The following is a 17,520-nucleotide window of genomic DNA, read 5'->3' on the forward strand; positions in this document are numbered from 1 at the left end:
ATTTTTCAAAGTCGAGACTTACGAAGACCGTGAAGCCGCCAGGATCACTCGGTCGAAGTTAGTTGAGACTAAGTAAAATTTTGAGTAGAGGTCACAGCCTTGATTTTTGCGCCACCGCTAAAGCTAAGGCGGCACGCGGTTTCTTTCTTTTTTCATCAAGGAAAAAAGATAAAAAGGACAAGCCTAACTATTGGTCAAGTTTCAACGGGAAGTGTATCAATAAATCGAATCAGTGAAAATGGTCTTCCAGTTACTAAAACCAACAATGCACTAAATTTTAGTCGTTCCCCGTTCTAACTACTGAAAAGCACTTTTAGCTTTCACCAAATTCTTTTTCTGCTACTTAAGAATTGCTGCTCTACAAGTTTATTATTCACCTTTCCAAAATAATAGAACTATGTATCGTAGAGCCCTTTTCAGCGCAGCTTTTTGCCTGCTGCCAATTCTGATTTTCTCACAATCGAACACTACCGTTTACTTCGAAGACGACAAATTCGATCTGACCTATTCCACCAAACAAACACTAGACTCAGTTGCCAATTCGATTCTCAACAATGTCGAGAGGGAAGAAATTGCCCTAATCGGTCACACGGACACTGATGCCTCGGACGGATACAACGAGCGCCTGGCAGATCGCAGAGCCAGGTCTGTAAAAGCTTACCTGATCTCAAAAGGAGTGGATGGCAAGTTTTATCTTTTCTCTCGCGGAGAATCCAATCCAGTCAACGAGAACGTTTCAGACCATCAAAAAGCACTTAACAGAAGAGTTGAAATAATCAGGGATTACAATTCTGAGAATGTGGTGTTTGCCAGCTTCGAGAAACCGGGGCAAAAGTTTAACATCAATCCCCAAAAACCAATAGTCTTGCGCTGTCAGGAGGGAACGAGCATCCACATCGGTGCAGACGCGTTTGATCTGATCGACCCAAATTCCAATGTGACAATCGCTGTTCAGGAGTTTTATGAAAAAGGAATTTTCATTGCTGCAAACCTGACCACAAAAACCAAAAGCGGAGAAATTCTTGAATCTCGGGGAATGATCAATATCGAAGCCTTTCAAAATGGCGAACCAATCGACCTGAAGGATGGAAAATCTATCGACATCGGGTTTAGAGATCGGGAGCCAAATGATGGAACAACGATTTTCGAAGGCACTGAAACGGATAACGGTGTGGTCTGGGAGGAAGCTGCTGAGCCGAAAGAAGATAGGGAGGTCACAGCATCTGAAAGTGAGCAACCTTCACGCGAGACACTTGAAAGTCAGGGCTGGAGAATGGTGAGGGTGAAAAAGAAGAAGATATACTTCTGGCACAAGAATGTTGATGGATATTGGAATGTGGGTTTTCAAAGAACACGAGCCGATGGAACAATCGAAAACTACGAAGGACTTGAATCTGATGCGGCAATGAATAATCTACTTCGCAGTACAAATCTGGGGTGGATAAATTGTGACCGCTTCTACCAAACTCCTCAGCCAAAAGTCGATTTCGTTGTAGAGTATGAGGGAGATTTTACTCCATCAGTTTTCCTGGTTTTTAAGGAGATCAACTCGGTGATGCCTTACAGCTACAGAAAAGGAAATCGGCTGTACTTCACAGGGATTCCTGTAGATATGCAAGCCGAAATTGTCGGACTCTACAAAAGTGCCGATAGAGATGAAGTTCAATTTGCAAGAAAACCCATAAAGGTCATGGGTGGAGTGAATGAAGAAATCGACTTTCTTCCAGTCGAACTAGAAACGGTCGAAGGATTGATGGCGACACTTTAGCCAGAGTAAAAATCAAAAAAGCCAGGCTCTTGTTTTGAACCTGGCTTCAATTTTTCTTTTTGGCTGGTAATCGACTAGCTTCCAAATACCTTTTGGAGAATCTCCGTCACTCGAGCTTGCGGGTTGTCGCGAATATTTTTCTCTTCTTTTTCGATGTAGACAAACAGCCCTTCGATGGCTTTTTGAGTGATGTAGGCCGTGAGGTCGGGGTCGACTTTTTCGTTGCCGCTAAACATCGTAGTGGCGTTGTACTTCGTTACAATCGGGTTCCAGTATTTTGTCAACTCCACTTTTTCAATGGCTCTCTCTACTACCGGGCGAAATTTCTCAGTCAGCTCTGCAGTTGTAGTGTTCCTTAGGTAGTTGGTGGCTGCGTCATCTTCGCCTTTCAAAATGTCGTACCCATCTCTCACAGTCATGCTCGTGATGGCGTCTACAAAAATGGGCGCTGCCTCTTTTGCCGCTTCTTCGGCAGCGCGGTTCATCGTCATCTCAAACTTTTCCACCTGGCTGTCGAGGCCCATTTTCAAAGCGTACTCTTTGGCTTTTACGGCTTCCTCGGGGAAAGGGATGTAGATGAGCTCATTTTTGTAAAATCCGTTGTTGGCAGAGGTGATGGCCACCGCTGAGTCGGCTCCCACTTTGAGTGCAGTTTTGAGACCGTCAACAATTTCTTCGTTGGAGAGCGCAGAGCCGGAAGAATTTCCGCCCATCACTTCGCGGCCTTTGTCGGCAGCGTCTTTGAGGTCTTTCAAAATCTGTCCCTGGCAGGCAGTAAAAGCGAGTAAAAGGGGTAGAAAAAGATAAATCGATTTTTTCATGTTGAATGTGGTTTGCCCGGCAAATTACAAGTTCTTTGCCAATTGATGTATCTTGCCAAAAATTTTCGGAGAATCGTTAAACTACGGGGTATGCAAGCGGAAGTTATTACTATCGGAGATGAGATTTTGATCGGCCAAACGGTGGACACCAACTCGGCATGGATTGCCGAACAGCTCAACCTGATTGGCGTTTCAATTTATCAGATCACTTCGATTTCCGACACTCGTGAGCACATCCTCGAAGCACTCGAAACAGCTTCGAAAAGATCGAACCTGGTGATCCTCACCGGAGGTCTTGGCCCAACTCGTGACGACATCACGAAAGTCACGCTTTGTGAGTTTTTCGATACTGAACTGGAGATGAACGAAGATGTGCTCGCCAGGATCACCGATTACTTTGAGCGCAGAAAAAAGAAGATGCTCGACTCTAACGTCCAGCAGGCGATGTTGCCAAAGTCGGCTCAGACAATCCTGAACGTCCGCGGTACGGCCAGCGGAATGTGGTTCGAGAAAGACGGAACGGTTTTCATCTCCATGCCAGGTGTACCTTACGAAATGAAGGGACTGATGAAAGACGAGCTGCTCAATAAAATCGCTCAGCACTTCGACCGACCTGCCATTTACCACAAAACCATTTTGACGCTCGGAATTGGAGAGTCTTTTCTGGTTGAAAAAGTTAAAGACTGGGAAAATTCACTCGATGAAGCCAATGTAAAAATTGCCTACCTGCCATCTCCCGGAAGAGTGAAGGTGAGGCTTTCGGCTTACGGAGATCGGATTGAAGATTTGGAAAAACGTGTGGAAGCCAAAGCCTCGGAGTTCGAGAATCTTGCAGCAGAGTGGATCTACGGCACCAATGGCGATTTGCTCGAGGAAGTTGTGGGGGAATTGCTGCGCGATTCGAAATCTACTCTGGCTGCTGCCGAGAGCTGCACCGGAGGAATGGTGAGCCACATGATCACAAGTGTTTCGGGAAGCTCAGATTATTTTCTGGGATCCATCGTCTCCTACGCCAACGAGGTGAAAACAGGTCAGCTTGGAGTTTCTGAGCAGTCACTGAAAGACCATGGAGCTGTGAGCCAGCCGGTGGTGGAGCAGATGGCGCTTGGAGTGCGCAAAGCCCTTGGAGCTGACTATGGAGTGGCGACTTCCGGGATTGCCGGTCCTTCTGGTGGAACGCCCGAAAAGCCAGTGGGAACCATCTGGATTGCCGTGGCTTCACCTCAGAGTGTAGTTTCAAAATGCCTGCACCTCGGCAACAGTCGCAGCAGAAACATCGAGGTGACTGCTTACCAGGTGCTCGACCTACTCAGAAAGGAGTTGTTGGTGGCTGAAAGAAAACATTGAATTAAAACACATCATTTCTTTGTTGCAAAGGAGAAAATTAGTTTCTTTGCACTCCCAAAATTTTTTGAGAAGACACTAAGGTTTTACAGATATGGCTAGAGTTTGTCAATTGACCGGAAAGAAAGTAATTACAGGAAACCACGTTTCCCACTCGAATAGAAAAACGAAACGCAAGTTCTACCCGAACTTGTTGAAGAAGAGTTTTTATGTGCCGGAAGAAGATCGTACGGTAACATTGAAAATCTCTGCGAAAGCGTTGCGCACAGTGAATAAAATTGGCATCTACAAAGCCTTGCAGCGCGCCAAAGAAAAAGGATATTACACAGAGAAGAAGTAATCGCTCTAAGAGGCGTGCGACTTCTCTAAAGATTTAATTGGTTAGATAAAGCTCTTTCGGCTCCAGCCCGGAAGAGCTTTTTTCGTTTGCCCTCCGTAGCCTTGGCGAAGGAGGGTTTGTCCTCCGTCCTCGTACTACGTAGCTTCAGCGGAGTGGAAAGCCTTGGCGTAGGAGGGTTGCCCTCCGTCCCTATTCTACGTAGCTTTAGCGAAGGAATGCGCGTTTAGCGTAGTTTGAATAAAGACTAACTCTCTACTGAATTATAAACTTTCCTGAATCGTAGAAACTACCATCTTCCAGAACCTTATAATAGTATATCCCACTATTGAGTTTTCCTCTATCGAAAGTATGCCTGTAGGGAACATTTTCTAAAGATCTCACGATCTTTCCATGACTGTCCAAAACTTGAAGGTCAAATCTCTTATCAGCTGAAAGACTCAGAAAGATTGTCGCAGAGTTCGAAAATGGGTTGGGGTAAACTGACGTTTTGCTTCTCGTAGATTCCGGACTGCTTATATTCAATGTACCAGATGAGTTCGTTTTTACTAGGTAGGCCTGGTAAGTAATGTCCGTGATATTTGCACTTCCTGCAAATGCGAAACCACCATCCTGAGTGATTGTACAGGATCTTCCTCTACTTGTTTGTGACTCTACAAAAATCTGTTCCCACTCAGTGCTACCCAATGGGTCAGTTTTGATGCAATACATTAAATATACTTGCTGAGTGTTATCAATTGCATAGCCTGTCATGATGTAGCCGTTATTTCCTACTGCCTTTACTCCACGACCGCTTGCTCCGTCAAGAGTATAATAGGTTTCTTGCCATTCTTGAATGCCTTCACTATCAGTCTTAATAAGTAAGCATTTGTTAGAAACTTCCTCATCAGTAAATATTGAAGTTCCATATATGACAAAGCCATTGTCTGAAGTGGTGTCCAGAGAGAAACATTCTGCTTCCCCACCGTTACCTACGAAGAACTCATCCCAAATCAATTCTCCATTTTCATCGATTTTCAAAAGAATGACATCGCTTCCAACGTAATTGCCAGAATCACCACAAACTGCATAACCACCATCATTTGTTCGTACTATGCTTTCAGCAAATTGATCAAATTCCGATTCATAAATCTGACTCCATATTACATTTCCCTGATTGTCAGTTTTTATCACTTTAATTTGTTGGTAAGAGTCAACAACCACATGACCAGTAATAATAAAACCATCATCTTCAGTGATAATAAGATTCTCACCAAGTCCAAAAGTCAGCAAGTCGTATTCCTTAGTCCATTCTTCGACTCCTTCTGAATTCAACTTCGTTAAGCTAAAGGTAGATCCATCGAACACATTCCCATCCGTAAACCCTGAAACGATATAACCTAAATCTGCAGTCTGATGCACGCAAGAACCTAACTCTACATCGGTATCAAGATAAGTTTGAGACCACTCCTCATTACCTTCAGAGTCCGTTTTCACCATGTACAATCCTGAACCGAGTTCAGGAACCGACACACCGCTTCGCCCAGATAAAACAAACCCTAAATCGGATGTTTGTTGTACATCATAGGCAACATCGTCAAACTCACCTCCATAGTGATTCCAGAAGTAGTTTTGAGAAGTTGCACTCAGTGAAATGGTAATAAAAATAAAAATGGATAGCAGAGCTTTCATAGGGGATAATTTTAGTTAAGAGCTGTAAATTATCCATTAAGAGTGAGTTGTGCAAATTAGGGATGCAAAGAGTAGCTTCTAATAAGCCCCATTCCGTTTTCTCAGCAGCCATTCCAGGGCGAGTAAGCCAAGCAAGAGAGCGAGGATCCACTTCTTGTTGATGAGGTCGGTGAGAGTTTCCTGCTCGTAGGCTACTGAAACGATTTCCTTTTTGTTTTTGATCAACCCGGTCAGTTGGTCGAGCTCGTTGGGGTAGAGCATTTCACCGTTGTTTTCCGTGGCGAAGTTGTAAAGCAGTTGGTGGTTGGCTCGGGTTTCGGCAAGTTCCAGCTGAATTGGGCTCACGCTGAATTCTCCCGTTTCGGTGTACTGCGTGCCGTCCAGTGTGGCCTTTGCCACATAGCTGTAGTTTCCTACAGGAAGCAAACCGGCATCCAGCGCGTACGATTCTCCGCTTTTGCTGAAAGTGAACGGGTATTCTTTTCCTTCGTCATCGCGGATGGTGATCGTCACATCGGGGCCGTTCACCAGCTCGTAGCTCTTGTTGTAAAGTTCTGCTTCGAAAGTGGCGCGCTCGTTTTCCAGCAAGTCGGTTTCGCCACTCACGCGGAAATAACTGCGATCTTCCTTGCTTGCCAGGTACTGCACCGTTTTGGTGATCATCTGGTCGAAGCGCTCGTGCGACTCAGTGCGCATGTAGTTGTAGAGCTGCCATCTCCAAATTCCGAGTCCGGCAATCAGTCCAACTTTCGTGTCACGGGTTTGGTTGAAACCGATTAGCGGCATTTCGGTCTGCACCGATCCGATGCGCTGGTAGGCGAGAGGAGTGATGCCAGCACTGGCTGAAACATCGCCAAAGGGAACGCTCAGCGGAGGAAACTCATCCATCGATCCGGTGAGGTCTTCAGAAAGCGTGAAAAGCGAAAAGCCCGGAGCGTAAGTCGCCCCGACATCGCGGAAGTCGCGTCTGTAGTTTTCCAGTGAAAAACCGAGTTGCAATTCGTTGAAGTCGCTAAAATTTGTCTCGCCACCCCAAACAAAGAGTGCCGGAACTCCACTGTCGAGTGCCTTGTTGATGGCGCTTTTTGAAAGCGAAGTTCCATCGGGAAGTTGGTGGAAAATCACCAGGTCGTATTCAGTGGTGTTTCCGTCAAATTCCGAAAGTAGCTCCGAAGTCACCTTGTAGTTGTCGTTGCTCGAGATAGCTCTCTGCAGCGATCGCAAATCGGGGTGTGGATTTGAAGCGAGCATCAAAACGCGCTGCCTGCTGTCGAGCACATCGATGAAAATGTCTTTGACGTTGTTTACCGTGGTGACTTCATTTTCAATGGTCGAAACTGAAATTCGGTAGCGCTGCAGTCCGGTTTCTTTTGCCTCGAGCGTCACCGGAATCGTCTTGAAAAACGACTCCTGGCCGATTTCCAAATTCTGGCTAAAGAGCGTTTCACCACCTCTTGAAACACGAAGCGAGACGCGTTCTCCTTCAGCTTGCCTGGCTTCCGTCACAATTTCAAGTGGAAATTTGTTACCCAGGTAAGCAAGTCTGTTGTGCGCCACATTTTTGATCAACACATCGCGTTGGGGAGTGGTATCGCCCATGGCCACAGTGTAAACCGGTACGTTGAGTTTTCGGTATGCGTAAACAGGGTTTGTTCCTTTGTTGTAAAGTCCGTCAGTGCCGATCACAATCGCACCGAGGTTTCGGTTGGTGAAGCGGTTGTAAACTTCATCGAGCAGATCCGAAAAATCGGTAAACTTTTGATCGTAGCTCAGGCTGTCGATTCCCTCGCTCACTTTTTCTCCGAAAGTGTAAGTACGGACTTCGTAGTCTTCGCCAAGTTCGGCAGAGATCTGTCTGAGCTGATCGAGGTACTCACCTCTATAAAAAGTGGAGTCTTCACCAACCACCAAACTTTCACTGGCATCTTGCGCCACCACAACGATCGGTTTTTCCACTTCGCGATCGGTTGATCTCAAGAGCGGATTGAGCAGAAAGAACGCGATGGTCGTCACTACTATGAAACGCGCTGCAGCCAGCAACACAATCAGCGGTCTACCAAAGTGACGATTGAGCCGGTCTTTGGTGTAGAGCGCTCCTGCGTAAATGGCTCCGGCCAGCAGGCAAAGCAGAATAAACCAGGTTGGATATTCAGTGATTAATGACAAATTCTTCGATCGGGATTAGGTTAGATTACATCAACATTCCACCGTCCACATTGATCACCTGCCCGGTGATGTAGGTGCTCAGATCAGAACCGAGGAAAAGCGATAAGTTGGCAACATCGTCTGGCGTGCCACCGCGTTTCAGCGGAATTGCATCGCGCCACTGCTGAACGGTTTCTTCGTTGAGTGCATCGGTCATTTCAGTTTCGATAAATCCTGGAGCAATGGCATTGCAACGGATGTTTCTGGAGCCGAGCTCGGCAGCAACTGACTTGGTGAAGCCGATGATTCCGGCTTTCGAAGCTGCGTAGTTGGCCTGGCCAGCATTTCCTTTCACGCCCACAACTGAGCTCATGTTGATGATAGATCCTGAGCGCGCTTTTAGCATGGTTTTCATTACGGCTTTGGTGAGGTTGAAGCACGACTTCAGGTTCACTTCCATCACTTCGTCCCAGTGCTCTTCGCTCATTCTCATCAAGAGGTTGTCGCGGGTAATTCCAGCGTTGTTGATCAAAATGTCAACAGTGCCAAATTCTTTCACTACCTGACTCACGAGTTCTTGAGCTTCGTCAAACTTTGCAGCATTTGATTTGAAACCCTTCACTTCACCGCCATCGGCTGAGAGTTCTTTTTCGAGCTCACGCGCTTTTTCATCTGATGAAGCGTAGCTGAAAGCCACTTTTGCTCCGTGTTCTACAAATATTTTGGCTATGCCTTTTCCGATTCCTCTTGAAGCACCAGTGATCAGTGCAGTTTTACCTTCCAGGAGTTTCATTTCTTCTTTGGTTTAAAAAATTAAATGCGATGCGGTCAAATATAGCTAAATAGAAAAGGACCGAAAACGAGTCCGATCCTTAGATTTGTTAATTCAAGAAAGCCTTTTCTCAGATCAAATCCTGAGCTTCGGCAATCAATTCTGCAATGTCTTTTACTTGTGTGGAATCTTCCTTGTTGAGGTTTTTCACTCCGTCAGTCATCATGGTGTTGCAAAAAGGACATCCTGTGGCGATGAAGTCTGGCTTAGTTTCCATCGCCTCTTCGGTGCGTTCGATGTTTACTTCCTTGTTGCCTTTTTCGGCTTCTTTAAACATCTGCGCTCCACCGGCACCGCAGCAAAGTCCTTTGCTCTTACATCGTCTCATCTCCACCAGTTCGGCATCGAGCGTGCGCAGCAAATCGCGAGGCGCTTCGTAAACATCGTTTCCGCGCCCGAGGTAGCACGGGTCGTGAAAAGTGATCTTGCGACCTTTGAATGTTCCGCCTTCTTTCACTTTAAGTCTGCCTTCTTCGAAAAGCTGGTTGAGCAGCTGCGAGTGGTGGACCACATCGTAGTTTCCACCCAGAGCAGGATATTCGTTTTTAATGATGTTGAAGCAGTGTGGACAACCCGTCACGATCTTTTTAATGCCGTAGCCGTCCAGTGTCTGGATATTTTGCATAGCCTGCATCTGGTAGAGAAATTCGTTTCCAGCTCTCTTTGCCGGATCTCCTGTGCAAGTTTCTTCTGCTCCAAGCACTGCAAACTTCACCTTGCAGTGGTGCAAAATGCGCACAATGGCTTTGGTGATTTTCTTTGCTCTGTCGTCAAAACTTCCCGAGCAGCCGACCCAAAATAAAATTTCGGGCACTTCACCGGCAGAAGACATTTCTTGAACCGTTGGGACTTTTATCGCTTCGCTCATAATGCTGTTTTTCTATTTTGAAATTCTGTTGTGATCCACTCCATTCGACTACACGTCCTGGCGCCACTTGTCTCTGTCAGTAGCCGGGAATGCCCACGGTGCTCCGTTGTTTTCCACGTTGTTGAACATCGCGGTGATGGCCTCCGGAGATTTCGATTCTTCCATGATGAGAAATCTTCGTAGGTCTACGATGATTCCTAGCGGGTCGATGTTTACCGGACAGGCATCCACACATGCGTTGCAAGTGGTGCAGGCCCAAAGCTCTTCTTCTGAGATGTGATCGTAAAGGAGCGACTTTCCATCATCCTTGATCGATCCGTCTTTCTGTACGTTCTTACCAACTTCCTCGAGACGATCGCGCGTGTCCATCATGATTTTCCGAGGAGAGAGCAATTTGCCGGTGATGTTGGCCGGACACACCGAAGTGCATCGACCACACTCGGTGCAGGAGTACGAATCCATCAGCTGTTTCCAGTTCAAATCCTGTACATCCTTGGCACCAAAAGGTCCTGGAGCTTCATCGCCTTCCGGTTCTGCCGGAGCAGCATACGGATCGGCATCGGGGTCCATCATCAACTTTACTTCGTTGGTAACCGACTCCATGTTAGAAAACTGACCTTTGGGAGTGAGCTTTGAGTAGTAGGTGTTGGGAAATGCAAGGAAAATGTGGAAGTGCTTCGAGTAGGGGATATAAACCAAAAACGCGAGAATTCCCACGATATGGAACCACCACATAAATCGTTCGGTGAAGATCAATGCACTTGTGTCCATTCCTTCGTAGATGGGAACGAGAAGCGCCTCACTCACTGGAAAGCTTCCGGCCTGAATGTAGTGGCTGAGCTGTTCTGAGATTTCTCCTCCCGAAGCCTGCGCTGCTGCAAGCTTTTGCTGTAGCAGGTAATCTGTTGCGTTCATGCTGAGGAAAGCAAACATCAAAAGAATTTCAACCACGAGAATGATTGTCGCATCGAGCTTTGGCCAGGAAGTCATTTCACGGGCGAAGAATCGCTTAAGCCTAACGATGTATCGTCTGGCCAAAAAGATGACACAGGAAAGAATCACACCGACTGCCAAAAATTCGAATGAAGCAATCAGCACATCGTAAACTGGTCCGATGAAAGCGAAGATTCTGTGTGTTCCAAAAATTCCATCAATAATGATTTCGAGTACCTCGATGTTGATGATGATGAACCCGACATAAATCAGGATGTGCATGATTCCGGCTATTGGGCGAGTCACCATTTTGGATTGGCCGAGAGCCACGCGAGCCATTGTTTTCCAGCGCTCAGACTTGCTGCCGCTGAGTTCGAGATCGCGGCCGAGTAAAATATTCTTTCTGATTTGTCTTATTCGCATGGCAAAAAGAGCAATGCCCACGGCCATCACGAGGATAAAAATAATGCTGGATATCATACAGTTAGTTCTTTTCCTGGTTCACTTCTTCTCTGGCGGCTTCTTTGGCCTCTTCCCGGATTTTCTCCATTTCTTTTTCGCTCAGCTCCTTGGTGCCGTTCTTTCCAAAGACAGAGAAATGTAGGTATTTTTTTGGATTTGCGTTGATGTCGTCAATCAGCAGTTCCATTTCTCTCGCTGCTTCCACCAGTTGATTGTGTAGTGTGTCGTTGTTGATCAACTTGCCGAGCGAACCTTCTCCTTCGTTAACTTTTTGCATGGCTTGCTCGAAATTTGCCATTGCGCGGTCGGCTTTGCGAATGGTTTGTGTGAAGTTCACTTTTGCCAGTGAGTCACTCAAGCTTTCAAAGTTGGTGAAGATCTTATTGAGTTTTCCCTCGTTTTCATTCAGGTTTTCGCTAATGGACTCAACATTGCCGAAGATTCGTTTAACCGTTTGACTGTTTTCAGCAACCATGTTGTCAAGTCTGGCTGACGTTGACTCCAGGTTTGCGAGTGTAGATTCGAGGCTTTCGAATGCTTTTGGCAACCCTTGAGTGGCTTCCGATTCGAAAACAACCTTGAAGTTAGTCACCACCTCTTCGACACTCTTGATGAGTTGCTCCGTACTCTTTTTCAAAGGCTCCAGCTCTTTTCGCAACGCCTGGGTAAACTCTACCTGGCGGATGCCAACGAGTTCCTGGCCTGTTTCGGCCATTACAGAGCTATCGCCTAAAACGATTTCCACTGCCTTGGAGCCAAGAAGGTCTGAAGAATAAATTTTTGCTTTGGTATCTGCTGGAATAGGCACGTTCGGTTCGTTCACAGAATATGTGACAACCAGGTTGTCGTCTCCCTTCTTTTCGAAATCAATTTTGCGAACCTGACCGATTTGGTAGCCATTAAGAATCACCGGGTTTCCCACAGCAAGTCCGTCAATCTGATCGTAGCGCGAGTAGTATTCTCGTTGCGTGTCAAAGATGTCGACCCCCTTCAAATAACTTAGCCCCCAAATCAGGAGGGCTATGCTAACGATGAGAACAATTCCGATTTTAAATTCCTTGGAAATCCCTTTTTTACTCAAAATCTGCTATTTGTTGTATTTTGCCAATGCTTCCTGCAAATCAATGCGTTTGCCGTTTTTCAGAGCGATAACGAAAGCACCGGGAAAACCATTGTTTTTCAATAGTTCCTGGTTGGTTTTTGCCTTTTCAAAATCGCGGGTTTTTCCCGTGGCGTATTTGTACAAACCGCTGCTAATATACTCATCAACATTGGCAAGGCCATTAAAGTTTTCGGGAGTTTTTTCAATTTTTTTTGAAGAAGTGAGTATCTGTACTTCGAAATAAATGCCGCTGTCGATCGTCTCGTTCACAACCAATTCATTGAGTGGGATTGATTTGCGATCGTCACCCTCGGGCTCAGTTGTTTTTGAATCAGGCTCGGGAATGTCCTCAGGTTGAATATCGGCAGATTCCATTTTTTCTTTGTAATCGTGGAAAGCGCGATAAATAGCCGAGGCCATGTACGTTTTTCCTACTTCACTGTGCAGAAAGTCCTCTTCTTCTTTGTTGGTCAAAAAACCGAGTTCGACAAGAGCGCTTGGCATGCTGGTGAAGCTGATTACGTAAAATCCGGCTTGCTTAACTCCTCTGTCTCTCCGGCCCACGCGTTCCCGAAACTGGTCCTGAATGTTTTTGGATAGCAACAAGCTTTGATCGAGGTAGACGTTTTGACGCAAGCTCAACTTGATGTAGGTGTCAGGGTCGTTCGGGTCAAAACCTTTGTAGGTTCCTTTGTAATCCTCCTCGAGGTAAATCGATGCGTTCTCCTGAATGGCTGTGTTTAGAGAAGCTTGCGACTTGTGAAGTCCCATTACAAAAGTCTCAGTTCCATATGCCCTCGGTGTAGCGCTGTTGCAGTGAATGGAAATAAAAATACTGGCATTTGCATCGTTCGCAATTTCCACTCGTTCCTCCAGCTTCGGGAAAGAATCGTCATCTCTGGTGTAAATTATGTTAAGATCGGGGAAAGACTCCTTGAGGTATTCTCCCAGCTGTAGCGTAACGTCCAGGGCTATGTCTTTCTCAGTGTCTTTGTAACGACCTGTACCGAGGTTCCCCGGGTCTTTTCCTCCGTGGCCGGCATCGAGCACAACGGTGTGAATCTCATTGGCGGTAGGTGGAGGTGACGGAACAGCAGCCAACATCAACAAGGCGGCAAACACCAAAAAAATGGTGATGCTTTTATTCCTTGAAATTATATCCTTTTGGCATTTCATATATACTGTTATCGGGTTTATTCGTTAGTTTTGGAGCTGCTTTTTCAAACTACAGCAAAAATAAAGTATCGCTTTGGGCTGGCTTTCCTTTCCTCACAAATTTTTCCTCGCGTTTTTGTTGATAATCGGGTTTCTTCCAGCCTTTTCGCAAGCAGATTCTTTATCGACACAAGCTCAAACGGATAGTCTGACAGCTGCTCCCGACACTGTTGGTGTAAACGCGGATTCTACAGCCATTATTTCCGAAAACGACTCGCTACCCAGCAGAGACGTGGTAAATTCGAAAGTCGACTTCCAATCTTCCGACAGTGCTTCGTTCGATCTCGAGAACAATGTCTACAAGATGTATCGAAACGCAGTGGTGAAATATGAGGACCTCGAACTGACCGCTGGTTACATCGAATACAACTTTAAGACCAACACAGTTTGTGCGGAAGGAATTCTCGACACGGCTGATCAGTTAGTCCAAACTCCGGTGTTTTTGGAAGGTGGCAAGGAGTACAATCCAAAGTCGATGTGCTACAATTTCCGCACGGGCAAGGCTTTTATTAAAGAGACCGTTACAAAGCAAGGTGAAATGTATCTCCATGCAGAATCCACCAAGAGGCAAAAACAGGGCTGGTTTAGCATCAAGGACGGAAAGGTGACAACCTGCGATGCAGAAAATCCACACTACCACTTTCAGCTGACCAAAGGAATTGTGATCCCAGGTGATAAAATCGTGAGTGGGCCGGTTTACATGAAGGTTAGAAAAGTACCGACTCCGCTGGCGTTGCCTTTTGGATTTTTTCCCAGAAAGAATGAAAGCAGCCATGGAATTTTGCTACCGGCATACGGAGACGGGGGTGATCTCGGATTCTTTTTACAGAACCTCGGGTATTACATACCGATAAAAGACTGGGCCGACACAAAGTTATTGGGAGACATTTATTCGCGTGGAAGCTGGTCTTTGAGGAATGTGACGAACTACCGAAAGCGCTACAAGTTCAACGGTAGCTTTGAAGTTTCACGAACGGTGAGGAAAAATGGCATTCCCGAATTGCCTGACTTCAATAAGGAGACTACGTTCTTTGTGCGATGGAATCACCAACAAGATCCAAAAGCCCATCCGAAGTCTAATTTTTCGGCCGATGTGAACCTTGGATCTACCAACAACTTCAGGAACAACCTGAATAGTAGTCAGGAAGACTTCCTTACCAACACATTTCAATCAAATATTCGCTACAGCAGGAGTGGAAGCTACAAAGGAGTGCCTCTAAACTTATCGGTAAATGCCCGCCAAAGTCAAAACTCCAACACAGGAAGAATGTCCCTGAACTTGCCAACAGTAGCCTTCACTGCAAGTAGATTCTTTCCTTTAGAGGGCCTCGACAAACCCGGAGCTTCGGAGTTCGTGGAAGGTCTGTCGAGAATTGGTGTCCGCTACTCAGCTGATTTTGACAATCGACTTTCAGTTGACCAGTCAGAGGTTAGTCTCGATAATCTCGGTAAACTTACGGGTCAGTTCAGAAACGGGATCCAGCACCAGGCTCAGGCCAACACCTCTTTGAAAGCCGGATATTTTACCTTCAACCCAAGTGTGAACTACAACGAATACTGGTACTTTAAATCACTGGAGCTCGGAGTAGATCCCGAGACGATGACTCAGCAGATCGATACAGTTCCTGGTTTTATTGCCGGCCGCGACTGGAGTGCGAGCGTTTCGGCAACTACCAAGATATTTACTACCATCCAATATCGCAGCGAGGTGGTGAAAGCCCTGCGCCATGTGCTCACTCCAAACCTGAGCTTTTCCTACAATCCAAATCGCGACACGCGTGAGTATGCCTACATTGGCGAAGAAGGTGAGTTCACGAGTTTTTCACCTTTCGATTATGGAATCTACGGCACCCCAAGCACTACGAGAAATGGGAACGTGAACTTTAGCCTTCAAAACAATCTGGAGATGAAAGTGCGCGACCGGAAGTCTGAAAAAGGGACGAAAAAGCTAAAGCTGATTGAAAACTTCACCATCCGTTCTGGCTATAATGTCTTTGCAGACTCCCTCAATCTGAGTCCGGTTAGTATGAATGGTTTTACCACTTTATTTGAAAACATCTCGCTCAACTATAACAGCAGGTACAGCCCATACGCTCGTGATTCTCTCGGGCGAACTATCGATAGGTTTTTGGTCAATGAACCCGGGAGCCAGGCACTGCGCCTGCAAAACGCAAGTGTTGGTCTTTCGGCTAACTTGAGAAGCAAGACGCAATCGAATATCGGAAGCACCAGAAATAATAATTTCAACAGCAATGTACCTCCATCTGTTAGAGCTCAGGAGCAAGAGGGTGGCGAGGAGCTGAACGAAGAAGAGCCATCTGAAAAGCAAAAGTGGTACCACATGCCATGGTCATTGAATGTTACTTACAACCTCGTAGCTGATCGACAATTCGATCCAGTCATTCAGTCCGATACTACCGATATTAGCCAGGCGATCATGTTTAATGGAAATGTGACTATCCTCGATCGCTGGAAGCTTTCTGTGAATTCAGGGTATGATTTTGATACAAAAGATTTTACTACCACCTCACTTCAGCTGTATTGGGACTTGCATTGCTGGGAGCTCACATTTTCTTACATCCCATTTGGAGTTCGCCAGAGTTACAATGTACAGCTGAATGTAAAAGCTTCTGTGCTTCAGGATCTCAAGCTGCAAAGGCGACAGAACCTCTCCACACAAGACGATGGCTTGCTCTACTAACCGCGCACCCAGTTCTCAATCATCTTTAAACCGTGTTGTGTCAGTATCGACTCTGGGTGAAACTGTACGGCTTTTAAATCTAGATTCTTGTGGCTCATAGCCATTATCAATCCCTCTGCATTTTTGGCGGTCACTTCAAAATTCTTTGGCATCCTGTCGATTACCCAGGAGTGATAATGACCAATTTCAAAGCTGTTGCCGATGTCTTTAAAAAGGAGGTCAGGTTTTTCGACTGTGCACAAACTCGTTTTACCGTGGAGCACAGAAGGGAGGTTTTTCAGGCTTCCTCCAAAAAATTCTGCCATGGCCTGCATGCCCAGGCAAACTCCCAAAATGCTTTTTGTCTCTGAGAAATGTTCAAGCGTTTTTAGCGTGATGCCTGCATCTTTTGGAAGTCCGGGACCGGGAGAGAGAACAATCTTGTCGAACGCTTGTATTTCATCGAGCTCAATGGCGTTGTTGCGTACTACAGTCACATCATCGCAAAACTGCTCACAGTAGTGAAATAGGTTGAAAGTAAACGAATCGAAATTGTCGATTATGAGGATGCGCACAGGTCTCGGATCTATTAACCTGAGTTCGAATTCCGCTTCTAAATAGCCATCTTCCGTCTACAAGTTTATTGAAATAGCTCGCTATTCCTTCCAAACTTGTAGTTGAAACTCACTATTTATAAGCGGTCTGAAGCCTAAACTATTAATCGAACTCAGGTTATTATTAAATTGAGCCAAAATTAATGGAATGAAAAAGATCGTAGAAACTAAAGATGCACCTGCTCCAATTGGTCCCTACAATCAGGCGGTAACACTGGGAAACCTCGCCTTTGTTAGTGGTCAGATTGCCATTGATCCGCTCACGGGCAAGCTCGTTATAGACGACATCGAGAGTGAAACTCATCAGGTGATGAAAAATGTTGAGGCGGTTTTAAAGAAGGCCGGTTTTCGTTGGGAAGACGTTTTGAAAGCATCCATCTTTTTGGCCGACATGGATCAGTTTCCAAATGTGAACAAAGTTTACGGATCTTACTTTTCTGATAACTATCCTGCAAGAGAATGTGTGGAGGTGAAAAAACTTCCGAAGGGCGTAAATGTTGAGATCTCTGTTATTGCGGGAAGTGAAGGTTAGAGTTTAATAGCATCTCTGCAGGTTTCTCGAAAACGATTAAAGATTCGTGCTTATTTTGAATGCTATCTTTTTCTTCTTGTCTCGACTCCGCTCGACAACCGGCCTACCCACGAAATTTCGGCTGGTGCGGCTGGAGGTTCTCGAGCGGAGTCGAGAGATAGCGTGGTGATGAGATTAAAGAGCGCGCCAATTTCTC

At 46.0% G+C, this 17,520-nt stretch carries 14 protein-coding genes; 5 read left to right on the forward strand and 9 right to left on the reverse strand.

The window, feature by feature from the left end; all coding sequences use genetic code 11:
* The first annotated feature begins 397 nt into the window (after positions 1–397).
* Positions 398–1,768 carry an OmpA family protein gene (locus ABHV44_RS12450; RefSeq protein ID WP_459075027.1) on the forward strand — a complete coding sequence of 457 codons (1,371 nt, stop codon included), beginning with the start codon at positions 398–400 and terminating at the stop codon, positions 1,766–1,768.
* A gap of 74 nt (positions 1,769–1,842) precedes the next feature.
* Here ABHV44_RS12450 and ABHV44_RS12455 read toward each other — a convergent pair whose 3' ends face one another.
* Positions 1,843–2,589 carry a DUF4197 domain-containing protein gene (locus ABHV44_RS12455; protein ID WP_459075028.1) on the reverse strand — a complete coding sequence of 249 codons (747 nt, stop codon included), beginning with the start codon at positions 2,587–2,589 and terminating at the stop codon, positions 1,843–1,845.
* 90 nt (positions 2,590–2,679) lie between these two features.
* On the opposite strand from ABHV44_RS12455, the gene ABHV44_RS12460 reads away from it, so the two are divergent.
* Positions 2,680–3,936: a competence/damage-inducible protein A gene (locus ABHV44_RS12460; protein ID WP_459075029.1), complete on the forward strand. Its 1,257-nt coding sequence runs from the start codon at positions 2,680–2,682 to the stop codon at positions 3,934–3,936.
* A gap of 91 nt (positions 3,937–4,027) precedes the next feature.
* Entirely contained in the window at positions 4,028–4,273 is a 246-nt protein-coding gene (gene rpmB / locus ABHV44_RS12465) for a 50S ribosomal protein L28 (protein WP_459075030.1), read from the forward strand.
* 252 nt (positions 4,274–4,525) lie between these two features.
* Here the strand turns inward: rpmB and ABHV44_RS12470 are convergent, their stop codons facing one another.
* The 7 genes from ABHV44_RS12470 to ABHV44_RS12500 form a co-directional block, all read right to left on the reverse strand.
* Positions 4,526–5,941 (reverse strand): T9SS type A sorting domain-containing protein, encoded by a 1,416-nt coding sequence (locus tag ABHV44_RS12470; protein ID WP_459075031.1) that lies wholly within the window; start codon positions 5,939–5,941, stop codon positions 4,526–4,528.
* 78 nt (positions 5,942–6,019) lie between these two features.
* Entirely contained in the window at positions 6,020–8,107 is a 2,088-nt protein-coding gene (locus ABHV44_RS12475) for a hypothetical protein (protein WP_459075032.1), read from the reverse strand.
* Positions 8,108–8,132: 25 nt separating this feature from the next.
* Positions 8,133–8,879 carry a 3-oxoacyl-[acyl-carrier-protein] reductase gene (gene fabG / locus ABHV44_RS12480; protein WP_459075033.1) on the reverse strand — a complete coding sequence of 249 codons (747 nt, stop codon included), beginning with the start codon at positions 8,877–8,879 and terminating at the stop codon, positions 8,133–8,135.
* A gap of 109 nt (positions 8,880–8,988) precedes the next feature.
* Positions 8,989–9,786, reverse strand: coding sequence for a (Fe-S)-binding protein (locus tag ABHV44_RS12485; protein ID WP_459075034.1), 798 nt, complete (start codon positions 9,784–9,786; stop codon positions 8,989–8,991).
* Between the two features lie 48 nt (positions 9,787–9,834).
* Positions 9,835–11,199, reverse strand: coding sequence for a 4Fe-4S dicluster domain-containing protein (locus ABHV44_RS12490; protein WP_459075035.1), 1,365 nt, complete (start codon positions 11,197–11,199; stop codon positions 9,835–9,837).
* Positions 11,200–11,203: 4 nt separating this feature from the next.
* Entirely contained in the window at positions 11,204–12,262 is a 1,059-nt protein-coding gene (locus ABHV44_RS12495; protein ID WP_459075036.1) for an MlaD family protein, read from the reverse strand.
* 6 nt (positions 12,263–12,268) lie between these two features.
* Positions 12,269–13,459 (reverse strand): N-acetylmuramoyl-L-alanine amidase family protein, encoded by a 1,191-nt coding sequence (locus ABHV44_RS12500; RefSeq protein ID WP_459075037.1) that lies wholly within the window; start codon positions 13,457–13,459, stop codon positions 12,269–12,271.
* 115 nt (positions 13,460–13,574) lie between these two features.
* Between ABHV44_RS12500 and ABHV44_RS12505 the strand changes: the two genes are divergently transcribed.
* A complete protein-coding gene (locus tag ABHV44_RS12505; protein WP_459075038.1) occupies positions 13,575–16,199 on the forward strand; it encodes a putative LPS assembly protein LptD in 2,625 nt (874 codons plus the stop codon).
* Here ABHV44_RS12505 and ABHV44_RS12510 read toward each other — a convergent pair.
* Positions 16,196–16,753, reverse strand: coding sequence for an anthranilate synthase component II (locus ABHV44_RS12510; protein ID WP_459075039.1), 558 nt, complete (start codon positions 16,751–16,753; stop codon positions 16,196–16,198). The two genes, ABHV44_RS12505 and ABHV44_RS12510, sit on opposite strands and share 4 nt — an antisense overlap.
* 187 nt (positions 16,754–16,940) lie before the next feature.
* Between ABHV44_RS12510 and ABHV44_RS12515 the strand changes: the two genes are divergently transcribed.
* Positions 16,941–17,324, forward strand: a complete 384-nt coding sequence (locus ABHV44_RS12515; RefSeq protein ID WP_459075040.1) for a RidA family protein — start codon at positions 16,941–16,943, stop codon at positions 17,322–17,324.
* Positions 17,325–17,520: the final 196 nt, after the last annotated feature.

The sequence above is a fragment of the Halocola ammonii genome (assembly GCF_049334165.1).
Taxonomy (GTDB): Bacteria; Bacteroidota; Bacteroidia; order Flavobacteriales_D; family Sanyastnellaceae; genus JBEGHD01.

Excerpts from the sequence above, each read along its gene's own strand:
- ABHV44_RS12450 (WP_459075027.1), top strand. The coding sequence starts at position 398 with ATGTATCGTAGAGCCCTTTTCAGCGCAGCTTTTTGCCTGCTGCCAATT.
- ABHV44_RS12455 (WP_459075028.1), bottom strand. The coding sequence starts at position 2,589 with ATGAAAAAATCGATTTATCTTTTTCTACCCCTTTTACTCGCTTTTACT.
- ABHV44_RS12460 (WP_459075029.1), top strand. The coding sequence starts at position 2,680 with ATGCAAGCGGAAGTTATTACTATCGGAGATGAGATTTTGATCGGCCAA.
- rpmB (WP_459075030.1), top strand. The coding sequence starts at position 4,028 with ATGGCTAGAGTTTGTCAATTGACCGGAAAGAAAGTAATTACAGGAAAC.
- ABHV44_RS12470 (WP_459075031.1), bottom strand. The coding sequence starts at position 5,941 with ATGAAAGCTCTGCTATCCATTTTTATTTTTATTACCATTTCACTGAGT.
- fabG (WP_459075033.1), bottom strand. The coding sequence starts at position 8,879 with ATGAAACTCCTGGAAGGTAAAACTGCACTGATCACTGGTGCTTCAAGA.
- ABHV44_RS12485 (WP_459075034.1), bottom strand. The coding sequence starts at position 9,786 with ATGAGCGAAGCGATAAAAGTCCCAACGGTTCAAGAAATGTCTTCTGCC.
- ABHV44_RS12490 (WP_459075035.1), bottom strand. The coding sequence starts at position 11,199 with ATGATATCCAGCATTATTTTTATCCTCGTGATGGCCGTGGGCATTGCT.
- ABHV44_RS12500 (WP_459075037.1), bottom strand. The coding sequence starts at position 13,459 with ATGAAATGCCAAAAGGATATAATTTCAAGGAATAAAAGCATCACCATT.
- ABHV44_RS12515 (WP_459075040.1), top strand. The coding sequence starts at position 16,941 with ATGAAAAAGATCGTAGAAACTAAAGATGCACCTGCTCCAATTGGTCCC.